Origin of the sequence: Streptomyces sp. NPDC021080, assembly GCF_044333225.1 — a bacterium.
Classification (GTDB): Bacteria; Actinomycetota; Actinomycetes; order Streptomycetales; family Streptomycetaceae; genus Streptomyces.
Genome location: NZ_JBIRQM010000021.1, coordinates 37,488 through 59,077 on the forward strand (window position 1 = coordinate 37,488; position 21,590 = coordinate 59,077).

The window sequence follows — 21,590 nt, forward strand, 5'->3', positions numbered from 1 at the left end:
GGACGGGATTACCGGGCCGGCCCCGCCACGAACGTGTGTGCCGCCTTGTCGTGCCAGCACTGGTTCCAGGGCCTGTCGAACAGGCACCACAGGACACCGACGAAACCGACGAGCAGCAGGCACGGCACGGTGAGGACCAGCCAGCGGAGCAGGGCCCGTCCGAAGGCCGGTGGTTCGTGACCCTCGATGTCGTGGACCTCGATGCCGCACAGCTTCTTGCCCGCGGTGCGGCCCCACTTGGCGGTGGGCAGGACTTCGTAGAGGACGCCGAAGACGAGCAGGACGGCGAGGACGGCGCCGAGGCAGGAGGCGGTCGTGCCGTCGAGGAGCCAGACGGTGACCTTCTCCCCCGACAGCTCGGCCGTGTCGATCTTCTCGTTGATGTGGTCGACCGCTCTGGTGCCCAGCGGCACGGCGGCCGCCGCGGTGACGCCGCCGATGACGAGGGTGTCCACCAGCCGGGCGGCCAGCCGTCGGCCGAGGCCGGACGGTCGGGCCGCCGCCTGCCGGCGTGCGGCCGCCTGGAACGGGTCGTCGACCGGCGGCTTCCACGGAGGGATCCGCGTTCCGTCCTCGGCCGGATCGCCCGCGAGCTGGTGCACCTGCTGGGCCCAGGAGGGCTGACCGCCGCCGGCTCCGGAAGCCACGGGGGCGGAGCCGCCGGGCTGTTGGGGGACGGTGGGGGCGGGAGCGGACGCCCGGGCGGCAGCGCCCGGGAAGGAGTCCTGAGCGGGGCTCTGTGCGACACCCGGGACAGGGCTCTGTGCGGCACCAGGAGCGGGGCTCTGTGCTGCCGGTCCCGCTTCGAAGCCGTCCGGCCCGGCGCCGGGGCCGCCTCCGGGCGACGCGGTGGACTCGGTGAACGGGACGGCCGGGCGGAGTGGAGGCGCCGGGCTCGGCGCGGCCGACCCGGTTCCCCCTCGAGCGGCGGACGCGGCGGACGGACCGGGTGCGGCCGTCGGGCCCGACGCGGCGGACACGCCCGGCGCACTCGCCGGACCCGTGCCCCCGCCCTGCCGCTCCGTACGCGGGGAGGGCGCACGGAACGCCGTGTCGCCTCCGCCGGGAACGGGGTCCGATCCGCCGGCGGTGACGGCCGGATGTCCGGCTCCGGACGGCCCGGCGCCCGCCGAGGCTCCGGCCCCGGGTCCGCCCCAGGCGTCCGCTCCGCCCGAACTCCCGTCACTCGTCAGGCTCGTACCGCCGGTGCCTTCCGGGCCCTCGGGTCCCGTGGAGGGCACCGGACCCGAGGGTCGGCGGAAGACCACGGACCCCGCGGACGCCGGGGGCCGGACGGTGGTGCCGAAGTCGGCGGGCGGGATCGTCGTCGTGCCGTCCGTGCGCGCCGACGCCCCGTCGGGCCGGCTCACCGGGTCGGCGGGTCCCGCGGCACGCGGGTCACGCGGGCCGGACCCCTGGGGCGCGCCCCAGGACACCCGGCGGTCCTGGTCACCGCCGAAGCCCGATTGCCGGGAGCGGTCCGCGCCCCACGAGGCGGCGGGTTCGGGCCGGCTGCCGTGCTGGGACTCGGCCGGGGCGGGGGTGGGTTCGGGCCGAGGGGGCTGCGGGTCCTCGTCGAAGAAGTGCGGGCCCGTCTCCTCCGCGGTGGGGATGCCCGTCCGGCCGCGGGAAGCCGGGGACTCGGGGGACGACGCCGGAGCGGGCACCTGCTGCGCGGGGCGCACGCCGGCAGGCGGGGCGAGCGCCTCGCCTGCCGACGGCGCGGGTCGGCTCGTGCCCGGCACCCAGGCGGCGCCGTTCCAGTACCGGACGTATCCGGGAATGGAGGGGTCCGGGTAATACCCTTCGCGGGGCGTGTCGTCACCAGGGGCCGGGGTTGGGGCGCTCATGTCCGTCGTCCCGTATCTGCTCGGGGATCGTGTGCGAGGTCCACATCTATCAGAACGGCGCACGCGTCACGGCCGGTCCCGCCGTACTCACTCCTTTCGGGCAAGGTTCCTCCTCCCGCGCGCGACCGGACGTCCGAGGCTGTACACCATGGGCCCGCGGCGGGCGGGAAAGAATTCTCCGAACCCGCGTAATGGCCGCGGCGCGAGGCGCTCTCCACTCGTACGAGCCCGTCCTCGGGTGCCCGTACGACGAAAGGGAGCGCATCGACATGTACACCGTGGTGGAACGCGAACTGGAGCTTCATCTCGTCCTGTCGCCCGAACACAGCATCCCGGTACCGGCGCGCCTGAGCTACCGCACCGACGACCCGTACGCCGTCCGCATCGTCTTCCACATCGGATCCGACCATCCCGTCAGCTGGACCTTCGCCCGTGAGCTGCTCGTCGAGGGGGTGTTCCGGCCGTGCGGCCACGGCGACGTGCGGGTGTGGCCGACGAAGGTCGGCGGCCGGAGCGTCGTCCTGATGGCGCTGAACTCGCCGGACGGGGACGCGCTGCTCGAAGCGCCCGCCACGCAGGTCACCGCCTGGCTGGAGCGCACCCTGAGGGCGGTCCCCCCGGGTACCGAGGCCGGGCGGCTCGGCATCGACGCCGGCCTGGCCGAGCTGCTCGCGCCGTCCCCGAGGCTCTCGGCCTCGCTCGACCCGGGAGGAGCCCCGTCGCCCGACGATCTGTGGCTGCGCGACCCGTGGCCGTCGGACGAGTCGACGGACAGCGAGCAGTCCTGACGGGCTTGTCGACGGCGAGCGGTCCTGACGGGCCGGTGGACGACCGGCCCCGGACCTCAGAACAGCTTGCCCGGGTTCAGCAGGCCCAGCGGGTCGAAGGCCGCCTTGACCGCCCGCTGCATCTCCACGCCCACCGGACCGATCTCGCGGGCCAGCCACTCCTTCTTCAGCACGCCCACACCGTGCTCACCGGTGATCGTGCCGCCGAGTTCCAGTCCGAGGGCCATGATCTCGTCGAAGGACTCGCGGGCGCGCCGGGACTCGTCGGGATCGGTTGCGTCGAAGCAGACGGTGGGGTGCGTGTTGCCGTCGCCCGCGTGGGCGCACACACCGATGGTGAGGGCGTACTTCTCGGCGACGCGCTCGATGCCGTCGAGCATGTCGCCGAGCCGCGAGCGCGGCACACACACGTCGTCGATCATCGTGGTGCCCTTGACCGCCTCCAGTGCGGTGAGCGACAACCGCCTTGCCTGGAGCAGGAGTTCGGACTCGGCGGCGTCCTCGGCGGGGACGACCTGGGTCGCGCCGGCGGCCTCGCAGAGTGCGCCCACGAGGGCGAGGTCGGCCGCCGGGTCGTGGCTGTCGAAGGCGGCGAGCAGCAGCGCCTCCGTGGTCTCCGGGAGACCCATGTGCGCGAGGTCGTTGACGGCCTTGACGGTCGTACGGTCCATCAGTTCGAGCAGGGACGGGACATGACCGCCCTCCATGATCTTGCAGACGGCGTCGCAGGCGGCCCGCGCCGAGCCGAACTCGGCCGCCAGCACGAGCTGTCGGGGCGGCTGCGGCTTCAGCGCCAGGACCGCCCGCACGACGATGCCGAGCGATCCCTCGGAGCCCACGAACAGGCGGGTGAGGTCGTAGCCGGCGACGCCCTTGGCGGTCCTGCGCCCGGTGGACATCAGGCGTCCGTCGGCGAGGACGACGTCGAGGCCGAGGACGTACTCGGCCGTCACCCCGTACTTCACGCAGCACAGGCCGCCGGAGGCCGTGCCGATGTTGCCGCCGATGGTGCACGTCTCCCAGCTGGAGGGGTCCGGCGGGTAGTACAGGCCGTGTTCGCCCACGGCGCGGGAGAGCACCGCGTTGACGACGCCGGGTTCGACGACGGCGATGCGGTCGACCGGGTTGATCTCCAGGATGCGGTCCATCCTCACCAGGGACAGCACCACACAGCCGTCGCTGGCGTTGGCCGCTCCGGACAGGCCGGTGCGGGCGCCCTGCGGGACGACGGGGACGCGCAGTTCGGTCGCGACGCGCATGACGTGCTGGACCTGCTCGACCGTGCGCGGCAGGACGACCACGGCGGGTGTGCCCGCCTCGCAGAAGCTCGCCATGTCGTTGGCGTAGGAGGCCGTGACGTCCGGGTCGGTGAGGACGGCCTCGGCCGGCAGGCCGCTCAGCAGACGGTCGAGGAGGCTGCCGGTCGCTGCCGTGTCCTCGTCGTGCGGGGCTTCGATACGGCTCATGATCACAGGTTCGCACCCGGGGCCATCGGTGTGAACCCCATCCGCGCGACGCTTCGCGTGCCGCGGCCCGGTCTTCGTATTGACGCACAGTGAGCCGCATGGAGATCGAAGAGCGACAGCCGGCGCCCGTCGGCTCCGGGCGCGCGGCGCCGCCCGGCCGACGGCCCGAGGAGCCCGCCGGCGAGCGGTCCCCGGCGCCCTCCGGTCCACGCCGCTCCCCGCTCACGCGTCGTCGCTCGCTGATCGCGGCGGCGGCCGGCTGTGCCGTGCTCGGCGGTGTGCTGGTGCTGTCCTCGCCGGACCGGAGCGGGGCGCCGCGGCCCGCGCCGGGTCCGGTGGCGCGGGCGGTGAGCGCGGTGGAAGCCGGAGTGCCCGCGGCGCTGCCCGATCTCGCCGCGCTCATCGACGACCGGGAGGCCCGGGTGCGGGCCCGTCCGCGGGACGACGTGTCGTGGGCGGAGCTCGGCCTCGCGTACACGGAGCGGGCGCGGCGGACGGCGGCGGTCGCGTACTACCCGAAGGCGGAGAAGGCGCTGCGCACCTCGCTGCGGGTGCGGCCCGAGGGCAATGCGGCGGCGCTGGAGGGGCTCGCCTCCCTCGCCGACGCGCGGGGCGACTTCCGGGCCGCGAAGCGGTGGGGCGAGGCCGCGTCGAGGCTGGCGCCGAAGCGGTGGACGACGTATCCGGCGCTCATCGACGCGTACACCGGGCTCGGTGACCACAAGGCCGTGGACAAGACCCTCGCCCGACTGTCGGCCCTGCGTTCCGGCCCGGCGGCGCAGGCCGTCACGGCGCGCGTGTACCGGGACCGCGGCCGGCGCGAGGACGCGGCGGCGGTGCTCTCGGACGCCGCGGCGGGTGCTGCCACTCCGTCCGGACAGGCGGCCTTCCTCGTGCAGGCCGGGGATCTCGCGTGGGAACGCGGCGACGTCCAGGAGTCCCTGGAGCACTACCGGGCGGCGGCGGACGCGGACGCCGACGCGTACGACGCGCAGGCCGGGCAGGGGCGCGCGCTGGCGGCGCTGGGGCGCACGGCGGAGGCGCTGCGCGCGTACCGGGCGGCGCTCGCGAAGCGGCCCGAACCGCGTTACGCGCTGGAGCTGGGCGAGCTGTACGACAAGCTCCGGCTCGGCGCGGACGCGCGGGCGCAGTACGACCTGCTGCGGGATCTGGTGCGGCGGGACGGCGCCGCGGGCGTGGACGACGAACCGGTCGCCGGGCTCTTCGAGGCGGATCACGGCGACCCGCAGGCCGCGGTACGGGCGCTGCGCGCGGAATGGCGGCGGCAGCCCGGCATCGCGGTGGCGGACGCGCTGGGCTGGGCGCTGCACCGCGCCGGGAGTGACGAGGAGGCGCTCGGCTTCGCGGTGCGGGCCACGGACAAGGAGCACGGGGGCGGTGTGCGCAGTGCGCTGTACGCCTACCACCGGGGGCAGATCGAGCGTGATCTGGGGCTGTCCGGTCCGGCCCGCCGGCATCTCTCCGAGGCGCTGCGGATCAACCCGTACTTCTCGCCGCTGCTGGTGCCCGCGGCTCAGGAGGCTCTGGCGGCGCTGGGCGAGCCGCCGGCCGGGGGCCCGCCGCAGGAGTCGGGGGACTCCGGGGACTTCGGGAACTCCGGGGACTTCGGGAACTCCGGGGACTTCGGGAACTCCGGGAACTCCGGGAACTCCGGGAACTCCGGGAACTCCGGGAACTCCGGGAACTCCGGGAACTCCGGGAACTCCGGGGACTCCGGGGACTCGCAGAGGTCGGAGGGTTCGACGGGGCCGGAGGGGTCCGCCCGCTCCGAGCACTCCACCCAGCCCGGTCAGCCCGGTCGGCCCGCCCAACCCGGTCGGCCCGATCCGGCCGGTCGGCCCGGGGAGTCCGGTCCGTCCGAGGGCTCCGGCGACGCGGCGGGGGCGACGGGCGCGGCCGGGCCTTCGGGGGCGGCGGGGACATCGGGGCAGGCCCCGTCACCCGGCTCCCCCGGCCCGGCGGTCCCGCCGGAACAGCCCGCGGCGCGGTGAACTCCCGAGCGGGCAAGTCCGGCGAGCTCCTCGACGGACGAGTCCGGTGGACACCGTGCGGGCGTCCACCGGACTCACCGGGACCGTCGGGCCGCCGTCAGGGACGGCCCGTTCCACGGTCTCAGAGGTTGCCGCGCTTCTCCTGCTCGCGCTCGATCGCCTCGAACAGGGCCTTGAAGTTGCCCTTGCCGAAGCCCATCGAGCCGTGCCGCTCGATGATCTCGAAGAAGACGGTCGGACGGTCCTGGACCGGCTTGGTGAAGATCTGGAGCAGGTAGCCGTCCTCGTCGCGGTCGGCGAGGATCTTCTGCTCGCGCAGGGTCTCGACGGGGACCCGGGTGTCGCCGACCCACTCGCCGAGCGTGTCGTAGTACGAGTCCGGGGTGTCGAGGAACTGGACGCCGGCCGCGCGCATGGTGCGTACGGTCGCGACGATGTCGTTCGTGTTCAGCGCGATGTGCTGGACGCCCGCGCCGCCGTAGAACTCCAGGTACTCGTCGATCTGGGACTTCTTCTTGGCGATGGCGGGCTCGTTGATCGGGAACTTGACCTTGAGCGTGCCGTCGGCCACGACCTTCGACATCAGCGCGCTGTACTCGGTCGCGATGTCGTCGCCCACGAACTCCTTCATGTTCGTGAAGCCCATGACCTTGTTGTAGAAGCCGACCCACTCGTTCATCCGGCCGAGCTCGACGTTGCCCACACAGTGGTCGATGGCCTGGAAGGTGCGCTGGGCGGGCGGCTCGACGATCGGGGCGGCGGCCACGTAACCGGGCAGGTAGGGGCCCTCGTAGCCGCGCCGCTCGACGAGCGTGTGGCGGGTCTTGCCGTACGTGGCGATCGCGGCGAGGACGACCGTGCCGTTCTCGTCCTTCAGCTCGTACGGCTCGGCGATCGAGCGGGCGCCGTGCTCGACGGCGTACGCGTGGGCGGCGCGGGCGTCCGGGACCTCGATGGCGAGGTCGACGACGCCGTCGCCGTGCTCCGCCACGTGCTCGGCCAGGAAGTGGCCCCAGGTGGTGGCGGGCTTGATCACCGAGGTGAACACGAAGCGCGCCGAGCCGTTCTCGAGGACGTACGACGCCGTCTCGCGGCTGCCGTTCTCCGGTCCGGAGTACGCGACGAGCCGCATGCCGAAGGCCGTGGAGTAGTAGTGGGCGGCCTGCTTGGCGTTGCCGACGGCGAAGACGACCGCGTCCATTCCCTTGACCGGGAAGGGATCGGCCTGCCGGGCGGTGTCGGGAGTGTCGTGTGTGGTCTGCGTCATGGCCGCAGGCTCCCTCCGTTCCGCAAGGTGCGCAATAGTTCGCCTGTCAGCTGAACAATGTGTGCAGCGAGAGGCCCGAACGGCCGGGCTTTCTGTACATGATGACCATCTCGGAGGCTCCCATGGCGATCGATCATCTGGACGGGCGGCTGCTCGTGCTGCTGGCGAAGGAGCCGCGCATCGGGGTCCTGGAGATGTCACGGCGGCTCGGGGTGGCCCGGGGGACGGTGCAGGCCCGGCTGGACCGCCTCCAGTCGAACGGAGTCATCCGGGGCTTCGGTCCGCAGGTCGACCCGGCCGCGCTCGGCTATCCGGTCACGGCGTTCGCCACGCTCCAGATCCGGCAGGGACAGGGCGCGGACGTACGCGCCCACCTGACGACCGTGCCGGAGGTGCTGGAACTGCACACGACGACCGGCAGCGGGGACATGCTGTGCCGGCTCGTGGCCCGCTCCAACGCCGATCTCCAGCGCGTGATCGACCGGGTCGTCGGTTTCGACGGCATCGTCCGGGCCTCCACGGCGATCGTCATGGAGAACCCGGTCCCCTTGCGGATCATCCCGCTCGTGGAACAGGCGGCGGCCGAGCGCTGAACCGAGGAGCGGTTCGCACGGCGGGGCGAACGGGCGTACAGGGGCGGCGACTTCACCGCCGCGGCCGGACCGGCGGACCCGGCGGCGAGTTACAAAGAAACCCTTGCAACGGATTCTTTGCAACACTATCTTTGTACGCATGACGGAGCAGCCACCGCTTCCCCCGGAAGCACCCCTCCCGCCGCAGCCACCGCCGCCTCCCCCGCCACCCGAGCCCCCGCAGCACCGCCGTCTCGACGCCCGCTCGCTGCGCGGGATCGCCCACCCTCTGCGCATGGAGCTGCTGAGCAGCCTGCGCCAGAAGGGACCGGCCACCGCCTCGATGCTCGCCGAGCGGCTGGGCGAGTCCAGCGGAGCGACCAGCTACCACCTGCGCCAGCTCGCCGCGCACGGCTTCGTGGAGGACGCCCCCGAGCGGGGCAAGGGGCGCGAGCGCTGGTGGCAGGCCGTGCACCAGGGCCTGGACTTCGGCGAGGACCTGCTCAGCAACCCCGATCCGGCGGTGCGCGGGGCGGCCGACGTGTTCCTGCACGAGGTGGCCACCACCCACGCCCGCGAGCTGTCGACCTGGCTGGGCACCCGGGACGACTGGTCGGACCAGTGGACCCTCGCCAGCGACATGAGCGACTTCACGATCCGGCTGACATCGGCGCAGGCCAAGGAACTCATCAAGAAGATGCACGACCTGCTCGACAGCTACTGCGCTCTCGAACGCCCCGAGGACGACCCCGAGGCGGAACAAGTTCGCTTCCACACGCACGTGTTCCCGCAATCCTCGGACTGATCCGGGCCGGTTCGGGCCGGCCCGAACCGGCCCGGATCGGCCGGACCGGACGGCTCGCACCGCCCGCCCGGCTCGCACGGACCGTTCGCACCGCTCGGCCCGCACGACCACCCCGGCACGACCACCCCGGCTCGATCACACCGAAGAGAGGTCACTCCGATGCATCCCGAAACCCGTCTCCAGCTCCAGCACGTCCGCGCCGCCGACCTGCGTGCGGAGGCGGACGCGTACCGGATCGCCGCCGAGACGAAGAGCCCGGGCCGGCTGCGCGCCCGCGTCGGCTGGACCCTGGTGGAGGTCGGTCTGCGGCTGGCGTCCGCGCCGAGGGCGGCCGTCGCCGCCTGCTGACAGGCCGCGCCACCGGCGGTCGACAGGTCCGGCCGGCAACCGACGACCGACAGGTCCGCCCGCTAGCAGCTCGGAACCGAGCCCTTGTTCCTCTCCAGGGCCACGAGCGCGTTCACCGCTCCTTCGAGGCTGGTCACGGGGATCAGCCGGAGGTTCTTCGGCAGCTCCGCCTTGGCGTCCGAGCACTCCGCCTTCGGCACCAGGAACACGGTCGCACCGTCACGGTGGGCCGCCTGGGTCTTGAGGCTCACCCCGCCGACCGCTCCGACCTTGCCGTCGGCGTCGATCGTCCCCGTACCCGCGATGACACGGCCGCCCGTCAGGTCGCCCCCGCTGCCGTCTCCGTCCAGCTTGTCGACGATCCCGAGCGAGAAGAGGAGTCCGGCGCTCGGTCCGCCGACGTCGGCGAGCTTGAGCGTGACCTTCACGTCGCCCTTCTCGTGCAGATACCCGAGGGCCGCCTCGGTGGCGGCGTCCTGGGACTGCTTCATCTCGTTCGCGTTGTGCTGCTCGATCTCCTTGACGCTGCCGCCGCTCGGATAGACCGAGTCGCGGGGCATCACGGCCTTGTCCGTGGCGAACCAGGCGCTGAGCACGTCGCCGAGGGAGACGTTCGCGTCCGGGCCGGTGGCCTCGATCGTCGTCATCCGCAGCTGGCCGCTGGTGTTGCGGGTGGGCGCCCCGCTGATGGTGATCACCGGCTCGCCCTTGTTCTCGCCGAGGACGTTCGCCGTCAGGCCGGGCTGCGCCAGGGAGAACGGCAGCGGCGCGAACACCGCCGTGGCGAGCAGAGCCACGACGGGGAGGGCGCAGACGGCGACGGCTTTGGGGCGCGTGAGGCGAGAGAGCACGGGGTCAATCTAACGTCACCGCCCGGCGGAGCCTCCGTACAGGTCCCTCGGCCTCCGTCCTCGGTCCCCACCCCGGCTGCCGCACGGACCGCACGCGGCCTCGTACGGACCGGACGCGGCCTCTACGGATCGCACGCGGCCCCGTACGGACCGGACGGCCCGGTCCGGCGCAGGACGTCCGCCGCCTCAGCGCAGGGCGTCCGCCACCTCTCGGGCCGCGTCGACCACACGCGGGCCGACCCGCTCCGGTACAGCGTCCGCCAGCATGACCACTCCCACGCTGCCCTCGACCCCCGTCACCCCGATCAGCGGTGCCGCGGCCCCGCACGCGCCCGCCTCCAACTCGCCGTGGGTGAGCGTGTATCCGGGCTCCTCCACCGGCGTCCGGCGGGCGGCGAGGATCGCGCGGCCCGCGGCTCCCCGGTCCAGGGCGTGCCGGAAACCGGCGCGGTAGGCCACGTGATAGTCCGTCCAGGTCGGCTCGACGACGGCGACGGCGAGCGCCTCCGTCCCGTCGACCAGCGTCAGATGGGCCGTCGCGCCTATGTCCTCGGCCAGCGCCCGCAGTGCGGGCAGCGCGGCCTCGCGGACCAGCGGATGCACCTGGCGGCCCAGGCGCAGCACGCCGAGCCCGACCCGGGCACGGCCGCCCAGATCACGGCGTACGAGAGCGTGCTGCTCCAGTGTGGCGAGCAACCGGTACACCACGGTCCGGTTGACGCCCAGCTTGTTCGAGAGCTCGGTGACGGTCAGCCCGTGATCGGTGTCGGCGAGCAGCTTGAGGACACGCAGTCCCCGGTCGAGCGTCTGAGAGGTCTCCGCGGTCACGACGCCCACTCCTTAGTGGTGAGGTCGACGGCCCCTTCACGGCGGATGCGGCACCGAGTCCCGTCGGCGACGCGCTTCAGAGGCCGCCGGTCGGCCGACGCCCCGGGTTCTTCCCGGGCCGAAAGGGCTTCACGGCTGCGCTCCGCGGCGGCGCTGCCACGGGGCGTGTGCGTAGCCGGACAGTAGCGAGCCGGTCCGCTCAGCGGAAGTCTCCGTCCAGAATCCGGGCATCCGCGGGTGTGAAGTGATTCCGTTTGTCCCAGAACGCGGGGCGTGCACGACTCGGCGCACACCGCTCGTATACACAGCGCACGAGCCGCGGCGGACGCCCACCGGAACACGGCACGCCCCCTCGGTACGGCGTCCGCGGCCCGCGCCCCGGGTTCCGCATACCACCGGCCGCGGAGGTAACCGGTTCACCATGTCACCCCGAGGCAGGGACGCCTCGGGCCCGTGTCCCGGTTCCCCGCGGACGCCACCGGGTCCGCACGCTCCGTCGCCGGTGCGTCACCGCATCCGGGTGGCCCACTCCTGGACCTTGGCGATCCGCTGCCGGAGCTGTCCGGCCGTGGCCTCCGCGCTCGGCGGGCCGCCGCAGACGCGGCGCAGCTCGGTGTGGATCACTCCGTGCGGCTTGCCGCTCTGGTGGACGTACGCGCCGACCATGGTGTTGAGCTGCTTGCGCAGTTCCAGCATCTCCTTGTGGGAGACCACGGGGCGCCGCTCGGCGGGCAGTTCGAGGAGGTCCGCCTCCTCGTCCGGCTTCTTGCGGCTGTGCGCGATCTGCCGGGCCTGCCGCTTCTGGAGCAGCAGCTGCACCTGGTCGGGTTCGAGGAGCCCGGGGATGCCGAGGTAGTCCTGCTCCTCCGCGCTGCCCGGGTGGGCCTGCATGCCGAACTCGGCGCCGTCGTAGAGGACCCGGTCGAAGACGGCCTCGGACTCCAGCGCCTCGAAGGAGAACTGCTCCTGCTCGCCGGTGTCCTCGTCCTGCTCCTTGTTCGCCTCCTCCATCTCCTTCTCGGACTCGGCGTACGGGTCCTCCTCGCCCTCCTTCTTCGGCTTGTCGAGGGCGTGGTCGCGCTCGACCTCCATCTCGTTGGCGAAGGTCAGGAGGTCGGGGACCGTCGGCAGGAACACGGACGCCGTCTCGCCGCGCCTGCGGGACCGCACGAAGCGGCCGACGGCCTGGGCGAAGAAGAGGGGGGTCGAGATGGTGGTGGCGTACACGCCGACGGCCAGGCGCGGCACGTCGACGCCCTCGGACACCATGCGGACGGCGACCATCCACCGGTCGTTGCTCGCCGAGAAGTCGTCGATCCGCTTCGAGGCGCCGGTGTCGTCGGACAGCACGAGGGTGGCCTTGGTGCCGGTGATCTCGCGGATCAGCTTGGCGTACGCGCGCGCGGAGTCCTGGTCCGAGGCGATGACGAGCGCCCCGGCGTCCGGGATGCCCTTGCGCACCTCGGTCAGGCGCTGGTCGGCGGCGCGCAGCACGCTCGGCATCCACTCGCCGCGCGGGTCGAGCGCGGTGCGCCAGGCCTGGCTGATGGCGTCCTTGGTCATCGGCTCGCCGAGCCGGGCCGCGATCTCGTCGCCCGCCTTGGTGCGCCAGCGCATGTTGCCGCTGTAGGAGAGGAAGATGACCGGCCGCACGACGTGGTCGGCCAGCGCGTTGCCGTAGCCGTACGTGTAGTCGGCCGAGGACCGCCGGATGCCGTCGTTGCCCTCCTCGTACGTGACGAAGGGGATGGGGTTGGTGTCGGACCGGAAGGGCGTACCGGTGAGCGCGAGCCGGCGGGTGGCGGGCTCGAACGCCTCCAGGCAGGCCTCGCCCCACGACTTGCTGTCACCGGCGTGGTGGATCTCGTCGAGGATGACGAGGGTCTTGCGCTGCTCGGAGCGGTTGCGGTGCAGCATCGGCCGCACCCCGACACCGGCGTACGTCACCGCGACGCCCTGGTACTCCTTGCTGAGGGGCCCGGCGCTGTACTCGGGATCGAGCTTGATCCCCACCCGCGCGGCGGCCTCGGCCCACTGCTTCTTCAGGTGCTCGGTCGGCGCGACGACGGTCACCTGCTGCACGACGTGGTGGTGCAGCAGCCAGGACGCGAGGGTCAGGGCGAACGTCGTCTTTCCGGCGCCGGGGGTGGCTACGGCGAGGAAGTCGCGCGGCTGCTCCTGGATGTACCTCTCCATCGCCCCCTGCTGCCAGGCACGCAGCTTGTTGGCGGTGCCCCAGGGGGCCCGCCCGGGGAAGGCGGGCGAGAGGTGGTGGGTGTGCGGGGAGGCGCTGGCGGCGGTGGTAGTCACGGTCTCCGGTCTGGGTGTCGATTGGGAGCGTCCGGTCCCGTGCGCGGCGCGTCGGTCGTGCGTGACGGGAGGCGCGCGGGCGGCTCGGCTACGTATGACAACCGGGCCACCTTACCGGCGCCCGGCTGACGACGATGTGCGTACCGGGCCGGGGCGGCGGTGGATGGGACTGAGGTCACAGATCACCCGGCCGCACCACCGGCACCCCGGTCCGCGCCCCGCACGGGCCGCCTCCGGCGATGACGGCGCGTGCCCGGAACCCCGGTGACCGGGGCCGGGCCGGCCGGCGGATCCCCCCTGCCGGGGCGCCTACCGCTCCCGCAGCCGCGTGGTCACCCACGCCCCCACCAGCGCCGTCCCGGCCATCGGCAGGAACACGGCGGCGAAGGCGGCCGGGTGGGAGCTGTGGGCGGCGGACGCCGTCGCCGCGTCGGCCACCGCGCCGCCGCCCAGAGCGGCGAAGGCCGCTCCGCCGACGGCGAGCAGCAGCACGTTGGACAGGGCGTCGGAGATCTGCAGGGCGGCCGAGTTGGCGCCGGCCTCCTCGGGGGGCGAGAGCTGGAGCAGCAGCACGCTGGTCGAGGCGAGCACCAGGCCCATCCCGAAGCAGCCGAACGCCCAGGCGACGGCGACGGTCCACACCGGCACGGCGGGGATCAGCACACTCGGCGCGGCGGCGACGGCAGCCGCGACCAGCAGCATCCCGAGGAACATCAGGCGCTCCCGGTACGGCTCCACGCGGGGCCGCGCCTGCACCCAGGAACCCAGCGCCCAGGTCCCGCCGCCGGCCGCGAGCGAGAGCCCGGCGAGTGTCGGCGACAGCCCCCGCTGGGTGACCAGCATCAGCGGTACGAAGGACTCGGCGGCGATGAAGGAGCCGGCGGAGACCCCGCGCAGCAGTACCACGGACGGCAGCCCGCGGGCCGCCCGCCAGGTGCCGTGGGGCAGCAGCCCGCGCACGGCCGGAACGAGCAGCGCGGCGCCGGCCGCGGCGGGCAGGAGGGAGAGCGGGCGCAGGTCCTGTGCGGCGTACTGGAGCAGCCCCGCGCCCAGCGCGATCGCGAACGCCAGCCGGATGCGCCGCCGGTCCAGCGGCGCGCGGTCGCCCGCCCCGGCGGGCCCGGACGCCCGCCTGCGTATCTGCGGCAGCGCGAGCGCGAGCGGCACGCCGACCAGCGCCGGGATCCCGATGAACACCCAGCGCCAGCCGAGGTGCTCGGTGACCGTGCCCGCGGCGAGCGGTCCGACCACGGACGGCACCACCCAGGCCGCCGCGAACGCCGCCATGATCGCGGGGCGCAGCCGCTGCGGATAGGCCCGCCCGACGACGACGTAGAGCGCGACGATGACGAGCCCGCCGCCGAGTCCCTGGACGGCCCGCCCGAGGATGAACACCCACATGCCGCCGGCCGTCCCGGACAGCAGGAGTCCCGCGGCGAACGCGCCGATGCCCGAGGCCAGCGAGACCAGTGGCCCGTCGCGGTCGGACCACTGCCCGGCGAGCACCATCCCGAACAGGCTCGTCGTGAAGTAGCCGGAGAACGCGAACGCGTACAGGGCGACCCCGTCGAGTTCCCGCGCGGCGACGGGCATCGCCGTCCCCACGGCCGTCGCCTCGAACGCGATGACCAGGACCACGGAGACGATCCCGATGGTGAGCGCCCGGTAGGCCCGGCCCAGCACCCCGTCCTCGTCCTCGCCCTGGCTCCGGCCCGCGGAGAAAACCGTCGCGGCCTCGCCCGCTTCCACTGCTGTCATGCCGGCCAGCGTAAGGTGCGCACCTTTCGTTGACTGCTGTCGGGAGACGGTGATCAAGCAGTCCTTTGGTCCTAGGACCACTCCCCCGGCCGTCGCGCGGCCCTGTTCCGGCGGTCCGCCCCGCCTTTCGTGAACGGCGTGTGGCAGTCGCGTTGCGGCCGCCCCGGAACCCTTGAGCCCGCTCCCGCACCCCGCCTACGGTCGTTCCATCAGGTCCGGAACGAGTGAGCCGTGCCGCACCTGAGAACGACCGTGTGCCCGAGTGGTTCAGGGGCTCGACTGCAACTCGAGTTACGTGGGTTCGAATCCCGCCACGGTCTCCATGCGGAAGCCGGCCGTCCCGTTTCGGGGCGGCCGTTTCCGTCGGTCGGGCGAGGCGGCCGGGGCCGTTACGCGTACAGCATGCCGACGGAGCGGTCCTCGAACAGCTCCGGCCAGTGGCGCCGGCCGTCGTCGCCCGGGAGTGCCGGGGTCCGGTCGCAGGAGGCGGGGTCGACGGTGGCGAGGGTCTGGGTCAGGGTGGCGGCGAGCTGTTCGTAGGAGTCGCTGAGGTGGTGGGCCGCGTCGACGGTCTTCTCCCGGTGCAGGAGCCAGAGGGTGAACGCCAGGGTGGAGATGTCCGCGTTGAGCGGGCGCAGGGTGAGGTCCGGCTCGCTCCAGGCGAGGACGGCGCCCGTGGTGCCGTCCATCACCAGGCTCGTGTCCTCCATGAGGGGGCCGAGGCGTATCAGGCGGTCGGCGGCGGCCGGGAGCAGGCCGGCGGAGAACGCGTCGGGACGCTCGTCCGCGTAGTACTCGGTGAGGGCCGGCAGGGGCATCTCGGTGTCCAGCTGGAAGAGGAAGCCGTCCTCGGGCAGGCCCGACTCCCGCAGGAAGCGGCGGGTCGGCTCGTGCGTCAGGGCGGGCGGGAAGTCGACGTCCTCGAAGCGCATGATCTCGCCCGCGCCGAACTCCTCGTCCAGCAGCCGCTTCGGCAGGCCGAGGACGAGCCCCTCACCGGGTCCGGCGATCCGGGCGAGCGGGCGGATCAGGGCGGCCATCCGCCAGTACGGCGGCACGTCCTCGCCTGCGGCGTCCTCGAAGACGGCGCTCAGCCGGTCCGAGACCTGCGCGACCGCCTTCGGGCCGAACGGGCCGGTACGGCCCCGGGACAGCGTCAGTTCCTCGGTGGCCGCGGCGAAGCTCAGCAGGGCGTCCAGGGAGGGCGCCAGCGGGGAGAGGTCCAGATGGACGGGATTCTGCCGGACGTACGCCGAGGAGACCTCGCCCGTCGTCCCGTCCAGCAGGATCGACTCCAGGTCCCGGTCGAGGCTGCGCAGCGCCCCGACGACGAGCCGGTCGCGCAGTTCCCCGGCGAGTTTGTCGGCGTCGCCCGCCAGGTCGGCGACGGTGCGCAGGCCGTGCTCCCGCAGGGCGCCGAACGCGAGCAGCGCGCCGTCGCGGGGCAGTCCGGGTCCGGTGAGCCGGTCTCGGGTGCCCGTGTGGGTGACGAACGGATCCAGCTCGTCGTCGGTCAGTGTGATCGCGCCGCCGACATCGGTGTCAGTCGTGCTCATGGCTCCCCCGCGCATGTGAACGCTCCGTGCTTCCCCCGGAGGGGAACAGCCGGTCGTTCCACGGCGGTTCCCCATCGAGCCAGAACGATACGCCGCCCCACTGACAACGCCAGGGGGCGCGCGAACAAGCCATCCACGGAACGGAAACCGTCGGGGGCGGGCCCGACGCCGGGGCGGGCGGTGCCGCCGGCGGGTGGTGCCGCGGCGGGTGTCAGGTGAAGTACACGCCGCCCAGGACGACGACGACGGCCGCCAGCACGAACAGCAGCACCCAGGCCAGCAGCTTCCCCATGCTGGGCGGGGGTTCGTAGCGCGGCTGCCCGTCCCCGGCGCCGGGGACGGCCGGGGCGGGGCCGTCCGGCGAGGGGTCGCCGGACACCGGCTCCGGCGCGCTCACGAGGCCGTCACCACGGCCGCCTGCGGGCGGATCGGCAGCCGGTTGACCGGACGGCCGGTGGCCGCCCGTACGGCGGACGCGATGGCCGCGGGCGAGGTCACGACCGGTACCGCACTGGCCGCCTTGGCGCCGAAGGGGGCGACCACGTCGCGCTCCTCGACCAGCTTGACGATGCGGATGTCGGGCACGTCCAGGGCGGTCGGCAGGGCGTAGCCGGTGAGGTCGGGGTGGCGGACGAGGCCGCGGTTGGTCCGCAGGTTCTCGGTCAGCGCCGCGCCCACGCCCTGGGTGACGCCCGCCTCGATACGGGCCGTCAGCTGGGCCGGGTTGAGGATGCGGCCGACGTCCTGGGCGAGCGCGAGCTCCACGACCCGGACCGAGCCGAGTTCGATGTCGACGTCCACCACCGCGCGGATGGCGCAGAAGGCGAGGCCCACGAAGGCGTCGCCCTGGCCGGCCTCGTCCAGCGGTTCGGTCGGGTGCGGGCGGCACTGTGCGGTCGCCCACAGCTCCTTGCCGTCCATCGCCTCGCTGACCGTGGTCGACAGCATTCCGTCGTACGAGGTGATCTTGCCGTCGGTGATCTGGAGCAGCTCGGTGGACATCCCGAACTTGTGCGCCAGGGGCTGCAGCAGCTGCGTACGGACCATCTTGGCCGCGCGCTCCACCGCTCCGCCGGACACCCAGGTGTGCCGTCCGCGGCAGCTCGGACCGGCCGGGGGCTGGTCCGTGTCGACCGGGGCCACGTGCACCTCGTCGATGCCGAGGGTCTCCTGGACGATCTGCCGGGCCAGCGTGGTGAAGCCCTGGCCGGTCTCCACGGCCGCGCAGAGCACGGTGGCGACGCCGTCGTGGACCTTCACGGTGGCCGTCGAGACCTCGTCCGTGCCCTCGGCGCCGAGCATGTGCACCATGCCCAGTCCGTAGCCGACACCTCGGCGCACGGCGCCGGGTTCGCCCGCGCCCTCGGGTCCGCCGGGCAGCAGCCACTCGTCCTCGGGCGTGTCCTTGGGCAGGGCGGGCAGCGGGTAGTCGCGTACGGCCTGGAGCAGCTCGGCGACGGGCGCCGGGCAGGTCACCGTCTGGCCGGTCGGCAGGACGTCGCCCGTGGCCATGACGTTGCGCAGGCGCAGTTCCGCGGGGTCGACGCCGAGTTTCTTGGCCAGCTTGTCCATCTGGGCCTCGTAGGCGGCGCAGACCTGGAGGGCGCCCTCGCCGCGCACGTGCCCCGAGGGGGGGTTGTTGGTGCGGACGGCCCAGCCCTCGATGAAGGCGTTCGGGACGACGTAGGGGCCGCAGGCGAAGGAGACCGCGGCGGCCAGCGACTCGCCGGAGGTGTCGGCGTAGGCGCCCGCGTCGAGCAGGATCTGTGCCTCGACCTTGACCAGATTGCCCTCGGCGTCGGCGTGGTGCCGGTAGCGCAGCAGGGTCGGGTGCCGGTGGGCGTGGCCGAGGAAGGACTCCTCGCGCGTGGCGGTGAGTTTCACCGGGCAGCCGGTCGCCAGGGCGAGCAGGCCGAGCGCCAGCTGGAAGCCCTGGTCCTCGCGGTCGGCGGTGGCTCCGGGGACACCGGTGACGACGACCTTCACGCGCGCGGGTTCGAGGCCGTAGCAGGCGGCGGCCGCGTCGCGGTCGCTGTGCGGGTCGGTGGAGGCGATGTAGAGCTCGACGCCGCCGTCGGGGCGGGGCACGGCGAGTCCGGCCTCGGCGCCGATGGGTGCGGGGTCCTGGCGGCCGATGCGGTACAGGCCCTCGACGACGACCTCGCCGACCGCGTCCGGGTCGCCGTGGCGCAGCGGGATGTGCCGGATCAGGTTGCCGTCGGGGTGCAGCGGTTCGGCCTCGAAGGCGTGCTCCGGGTCGGTGACCGGTTCGAGCACCTCGTACTCGACGATGACGGCGGCGGCGGCCATCCGCGCGGTGTCCGGGTGGTCGGCGGCGACGGCCGCGATGGGCTCGCCGTGGTGGCGTACGACGTCGGAGGCGAACACCGGACGGTCGGCTCTGCCGCGGCCGTGCAGCGGGGTGCCGGGCACGTCCTCGTGGGTGATGACGGCGCGTACGCCGGGCATCTCGCGCGCGTGGCTGGTGTCGATGGACACGATGCGGGCGTGCGGGTGGGGCGAGCGGAGCACGGCGGCCCACAGCAGGCCCTCGGCCCACAGGTCGGCGGCGTACGGGAAGGTGCCCTCGGTCTTGGCACGGTCCTCGGCGGCGGGCAGCGAGACGCCGAGCCCGTGCGGCAGGGGCTCGGGGCCCGCCTCGGGCGCCACCGGTGTCGCGGTCGCGGCTTGGTTGGTCACGCCTGGCCTCCGTCCTGGCCGTACGGCTGGTCGTGCTGTGCCGGTGAACCGTAGGCGACGCCGTCCTGGTAGGCGGACGGGTGGACACCGCCGGCGCCGGGACCGGCCTGGTGCGGGATGCGGGCCTCGTCCGCCTCGGGGGCGGTTTCGGCCGCGGCGGCGGAGTGCGCCTCGCGTTCGGCGACGACCTCGCGCACGGCGTCCAGGACGCCGCGGTAGCCGGAGCAGCGGCACAGGTTGCCGCACAGGGCCTGGCGGGTCTCCAGCTCGGTCGGCGCGGGGTTGCCCTCCAGCAGGTCGTGCAGGGTCATGGCCATGCCGGGTACGCAGAAACCGCACTGCACGGCACCGCACTTGGCCAGCGCCCGCTGGACGTCGGAGGGCTGTCCGTCGGCGGCCAGGCCCTCGACGGTGCGCACCTCGCTGCCGGCGGCGGTGACGCCGGGCACCAGGCAGGACGCCACGAGCCGGCCGTCCACCTGGACGTTGCAGGCGCCGCACTCGCCCTGCGAGCAGCCGTCCTTGGCGCCCGCGAGGCCGAGCCGCTCGCGCAGCACGTAGAGCAGCGACTCGCCGATCCAGGCGTCGGTGACGGGCCGGTCGGTGCCGTTGACGCGCAGGACGTAGGAGGCGAGGGGGTGGTCGTCGTGTCCGGACGGGGCCGGCAGGCCGGTGTCCGGCGTCCCGTCGCCCGCCACGGCGGCCTCGTGCGCCGGATCCGGCTCGGACACCTCGTGCGTCCCCGCGGCCACGGGCTCGGGGTCGGCGGCTGTCTCAGGGGCCTCCTGAGCGGGCTGTACGGACTCCTGGACGGCCTGCGCGGCCGGTCCGGCTCCGGGATGCCCCTCGGGCCCTGCGGGGGCCTCGGTGACCGCCTCGTGGACGTCGGCGGTCCACGGCTGTCCGATCTCGCCGGCCCAGGGCGCGGACGCCCCGCCGGGGAGGGTGGCGGGCGGTGTGCCGCCCCACTGCTCGACGAGCGCCGAGGTGGTGAACTCGCCCGACTCGTCCGGGAGGTCGCCTCCGGCCACCGGGATCGACCACTGCCCGGTCACGTCGTGTCCGGGGTCCTGTCCCTGGCCGCGGCCCGTGCCGTCGTCGAACTGCCACTGTCCGGTGGACCCGGGGTGGTACGCGAACCGGTCGTCGTGGGTGCCCGCTCCCGGCTGTGCGGTGCCGGAAGCCGGCCACTGGCCGGTGCCGTCCTGACCGGCCCAGGTTCCGCCGGCGGCCGGGTCCGCCGCCTCGTGCGGGGCCGGCGTCACGGTGATCTGCGGGGGCACGTAGCCGTGTCCGGGCGCGGCGAGCGGCTCGCGGCTGGCGAGGAGTGCTTCTATGCCGCCCTCGGGGAGCTTGACGAAGGCGGTGGCCCCGTCGTCGTAGTCACCCTGGGGCAGCGGGTCCCAGCGGCTCCCACCGCGCGAAGCGCCCTCTTCGTGCTGGTCGTCGGTCACGACAGTGCCCTTCCAAGTGCTCGTCGGGCCAGCGCGGCGACGGTACGCCGCAGATGCAGTACGGCGGGCGGAAGCGGTGCCAGGGTTCCGTCCTCGGCGGGGACGGGGTCCGGGATGCAGGCCGCGGCCACGTACTCGCCGAAGGCGGTCAGCGCCTCCGGGACGATGGCGCGGTTGTTGTCCCAGTCGATCAGCTGGGCCACCCAGGCCTCGGCGTCCAGCGGCCGCAGCGGCATCGGCGCTATGGCGCCGACGGCGCAGCGCACACCGCGCCGGGCCGGGTCGAGGACGACCGCCACGGAGGCGATGGCGCGCCCGGGTCCGGTGCGGCCGGTGGCCTTCAGGAAGACCTGCGGGGCGTGCAGCAGCGGCACGCGCACGTAGCCGATGAGTTCTCCGCCGCGGAGCATGTCCACGCCGGCGAGCAGGTGCGACACGGGGATCTCGCGGCGGGCTCCGCCCGGCCCCGCGATGATCAGCGTGGCTTCCAGGGCGGCCAGTACGGGCAGCGCGTCGCCCGTGGGAGCGGCCGAGGCGATGTTGCCGCCGAGGGTGCCGGCGTTGCGGATCTGGGGCGGTCCGGCCGCCCGCGCGGCGGCCGCGAGCGCCGGGATGAGGGCGGCGAAGTCGGGTCGGCCCATGCGGGCGTGCGTGAGGCCCGCGCCGAGCAGCGCGTGGCCGTCCTGGTACTGCCAGCCGCGGATCTCGGTGATCCGGCCGAGGCCGACGAGCGCGGCCGGCCTGAGCTGTCCGGAGTTCACCGCGGCCATCAGGTCCGTGCCACCCGCGACCGGAACGGCCGTGGGCATGGCGGACAGCGCCGCCACCGCCTCGTCCAGCGAGACGGGCAGCGTCACGGCCTGCGCCGTCTGCGGTGCGTGCGTGGTCAAACCGGTTGCCCCTTCCCGCTGCCCCACCTGGTCCCACCTGTGCTGCCGTACGGTACGTGCTGACAGGGCGGACGTGGCAACTCTGGCACATCTTCCCGGGCCCTCGACGCAGGGGTCCGCTAGGAGGCATTCGCC

General features: G+C 73.7%; 16 protein-coding genes, 1 tRNA gene and 1 pseudogene. 6 read left to right on the plus strand and 12 right to left on the minus strand.

Features of this window, described 5'->3' with window-relative positions; all coding sequences use genetic code 11:
* Positions 1 to 8: 8 nt before the first annotated feature.
* Positions 9 to 1,850 carry an RDD family protein gene (locus tag ACH4S8_RS38255; RefSeq protein WP_398402677.1) on the minus strand — a complete coding sequence of 614 codons (1,842 nt, stop codon included), beginning with the start codon at positions 1,848 to 1,850 and terminating at the stop codon, positions 9 to 11.
* A gap of 269 nt (positions 1,851 to 2,119) precedes the next feature.
* Here ACH4S8_RS38255 and ACH4S8_RS38260 point away from each other — a divergent pair, with 269 nt between their 5' ends.
* Positions 2,120 to 2,638: an SsgA family sporulation/cell division regulator gene (locus ACH4S8_RS38260; RefSeq protein WP_398402819.1), complete on the plus strand. Its 519-nt coding sequence runs from the start codon at positions 2,120 to 2,122 to the stop codon at positions 2,636 to 2,638.
* A 56-nt stretch (positions 2,639 to 2,694) separates the two neighbouring features.
* On the opposite strand, the gene ACH4S8_RS38265 is transcribed toward ACH4S8_RS38260, so the two are convergent.
* On the minus strand, positions 2,695 to 4,110 hold the full coding sequence (locus ACH4S8_RS38265; protein ID WP_398402679.1) for an FAD-binding oxidoreductase: 1,416 nt from the start codon (positions 4,108 to 4,110) through the stop codon (positions 2,695 to 2,697).
* 92 nt (positions 4,111 to 4,202) lie between these two features.
* Between ACH4S8_RS38265 and ACH4S8_RS38270 the strand changes: the two are divergent.
* Positions 4,203 to 5,693, plus strand: a pseudogene (locus ACH4S8_RS38270) (tetratricopeptide repeat protein); the annotation flags it as partial.
* A gap of 544 nt (positions 5,694 to 6,237) precedes the next feature.
* Here the strand turns inward: ACH4S8_RS38270 and hppD are convergent.
* Positions 6,238 to 7,383, minus strand: coding sequence for a 4-hydroxyphenylpyruvate dioxygenase (hppD, locus tag ACH4S8_RS38275; protein WP_398402681.1), 1,146 nt, complete (start codon positions 7,381 to 7,383; stop codon positions 6,238 to 6,240).
* Positions 7,384 to 7,505: 122 nt separating this feature from the next.
* Here hppD and ACH4S8_RS38280 point away from each other — a divergent pair, with 122 nt between their 5' ends.
* From ACH4S8_RS38280 to ACH4S8_RS38290, 3 genes are all read left to right on the plus strand, one after another.
* Complete coding sequence (locus ACH4S8_RS38280; RefSeq protein ID WP_398402683.1) at positions 7,506 to 7,976, plus strand: Lrp/AsnC family transcriptional regulator; 471 nt, start codon at positions 7,506 to 7,508, stop codon at positions 7,974 to 7,976.
* A 139-nt stretch (positions 7,977 to 8,115) separates the two neighbouring features.
* Entirely contained in the window at positions 8,116 to 8,760 is a 645-nt protein-coding gene (locus tag ACH4S8_RS38285; RefSeq protein WP_398402685.1) for an ArsR/SmtB family transcription factor, read from the plus strand.
* 159 nt (positions 8,761 to 8,919) lie between these two features.
* Positions 8,920 to 9,108, plus strand: coding sequence for a hypothetical protein (locus ACH4S8_RS38290; RefSeq protein ID WP_398402687.1), 189 nt, complete (start codon positions 8,920 to 8,922; stop codon positions 9,106 to 9,108).
* A 62-nt stretch (positions 9,109 to 9,170) separates the two neighbouring features.
* Here the strand turns inward: ACH4S8_RS38290 and ACH4S8_RS38295 are convergent, their stop codons facing one another.
* The 4 genes from ACH4S8_RS38295 to ACH4S8_RS38310 all read right to left on the minus strand — a co-directional run bounded on the left by ACH4S8_RS38295 (position 9,171) and on the right by ACH4S8_RS38310 (position 14,855).
* Complete coding sequence (locus ACH4S8_RS38295; RefSeq protein ID WP_398402689.1) at positions 9,171 to 9,959, minus strand: PDZ domain-containing protein; 789 nt, start codon at positions 9,957 to 9,959, stop codon at positions 9,171 to 9,173.
* Positions 9,960 to 10,145: 186 nt separating this feature from the next.
* Positions 10,146 to 10,787, minus strand: a complete 642-nt coding sequence (locus tag ACH4S8_RS38300; RefSeq protein WP_398402691.1) for an IclR family transcriptional regulator — start codon at positions 10,785 to 10,787, stop codon at positions 10,146 to 10,148.
* Between the two features lie 507 nt (positions 10,788 to 11,294).
* Positions 11,295 to 13,097 (minus strand): DEAD/DEAH box helicase, encoded by a 1,803-nt coding sequence (locus tag ACH4S8_RS38305; RefSeq protein ID WP_398402693.1) that lies wholly within the window; start codon positions 13,095 to 13,097, stop codon positions 11,295 to 11,297.
* 309 nt (positions 13,098 to 13,406) lie between these two features.
* Positions 13,407 to 14,855, minus strand: coding sequence for an MFS transporter (locus ACH4S8_RS38310; protein ID WP_398402695.1), 1,449 nt, complete (start codon positions 14,853 to 14,855; stop codon positions 13,407 to 13,409).
* Between the two features lie 248 nt (positions 14,856 to 15,103).
* Here ACH4S8_RS38310 and ACH4S8_RS38315 point away from each other — a divergent pair.
* A tRNA-Cys gene (locus ACH4S8_RS38315) sits at positions 15,104 to 15,178 on the plus strand.
* Between the two features lie 66 nt (positions 15,179 to 15,244).
* Here ACH4S8_RS38315 and ACH4S8_RS38320 read toward each other — a convergent pair.
* From ACH4S8_RS38320 to ACH4S8_RS38340, 5 genes are all read right to left on the minus strand, one after another.
* Positions 15,245 to 16,411, minus strand: coding sequence for an SUKH-4 family immunity protein (locus ACH4S8_RS38320; protein ID WP_398402697.1), 1,167 nt, complete (start codon positions 16,409 to 16,411; stop codon positions 15,245 to 15,247).
* A gap of 211 nt (positions 16,412 to 16,622) precedes the next feature.
* The gene (locus tag ACH4S8_RS38325) at positions 16,623 to 16,808 is read right to left on the minus strand and encodes a hypothetical protein (RefSeq protein ID WP_398402699.1); all 186 of its coding nucleotides are present in this window, start codon (positions 16,806 to 16,808) and stop codon (positions 16,623 to 16,625) included.
* A complete protein-coding gene (locus ACH4S8_RS38330) occupies positions 16,805 to 19,111 on the minus strand; it encodes a xanthine dehydrogenase family protein molybdopterin-binding subunit (protein ID WP_398402701.1) in 2,307 nt (768 codons plus the stop codon). Before ACH4S8_RS38330 ends, ACH4S8_RS38325 begins: the two co-directional genes overlap by 4 nt.
* Positions 19,108 to 20,565, minus strand: a complete 1,458-nt coding sequence (locus ACH4S8_RS38335; RefSeq protein ID WP_398402703.1) for a 2Fe-2S iron-sulfur cluster-binding protein — start codon at positions 20,563 to 20,565, stop codon at positions 19,108 to 19,110. Before ACH4S8_RS38335 ends, ACH4S8_RS38330 begins: the two co-directional genes overlap by 4 nt.
* Positions 20,562 to 21,455, minus strand: a complete 894-nt coding sequence (locus tag ACH4S8_RS38340) for an FAD binding domain-containing protein (protein ID WP_398402705.1) — start codon at positions 21,453 to 21,455, stop codon at positions 20,562 to 20,564. The genes ACH4S8_RS38335 and ACH4S8_RS38340 overlap by 4 nt, the downstream gene beginning before the upstream one ends.
* Positions 21,456 to 21,590 lie beyond the last annotated feature (135 nt).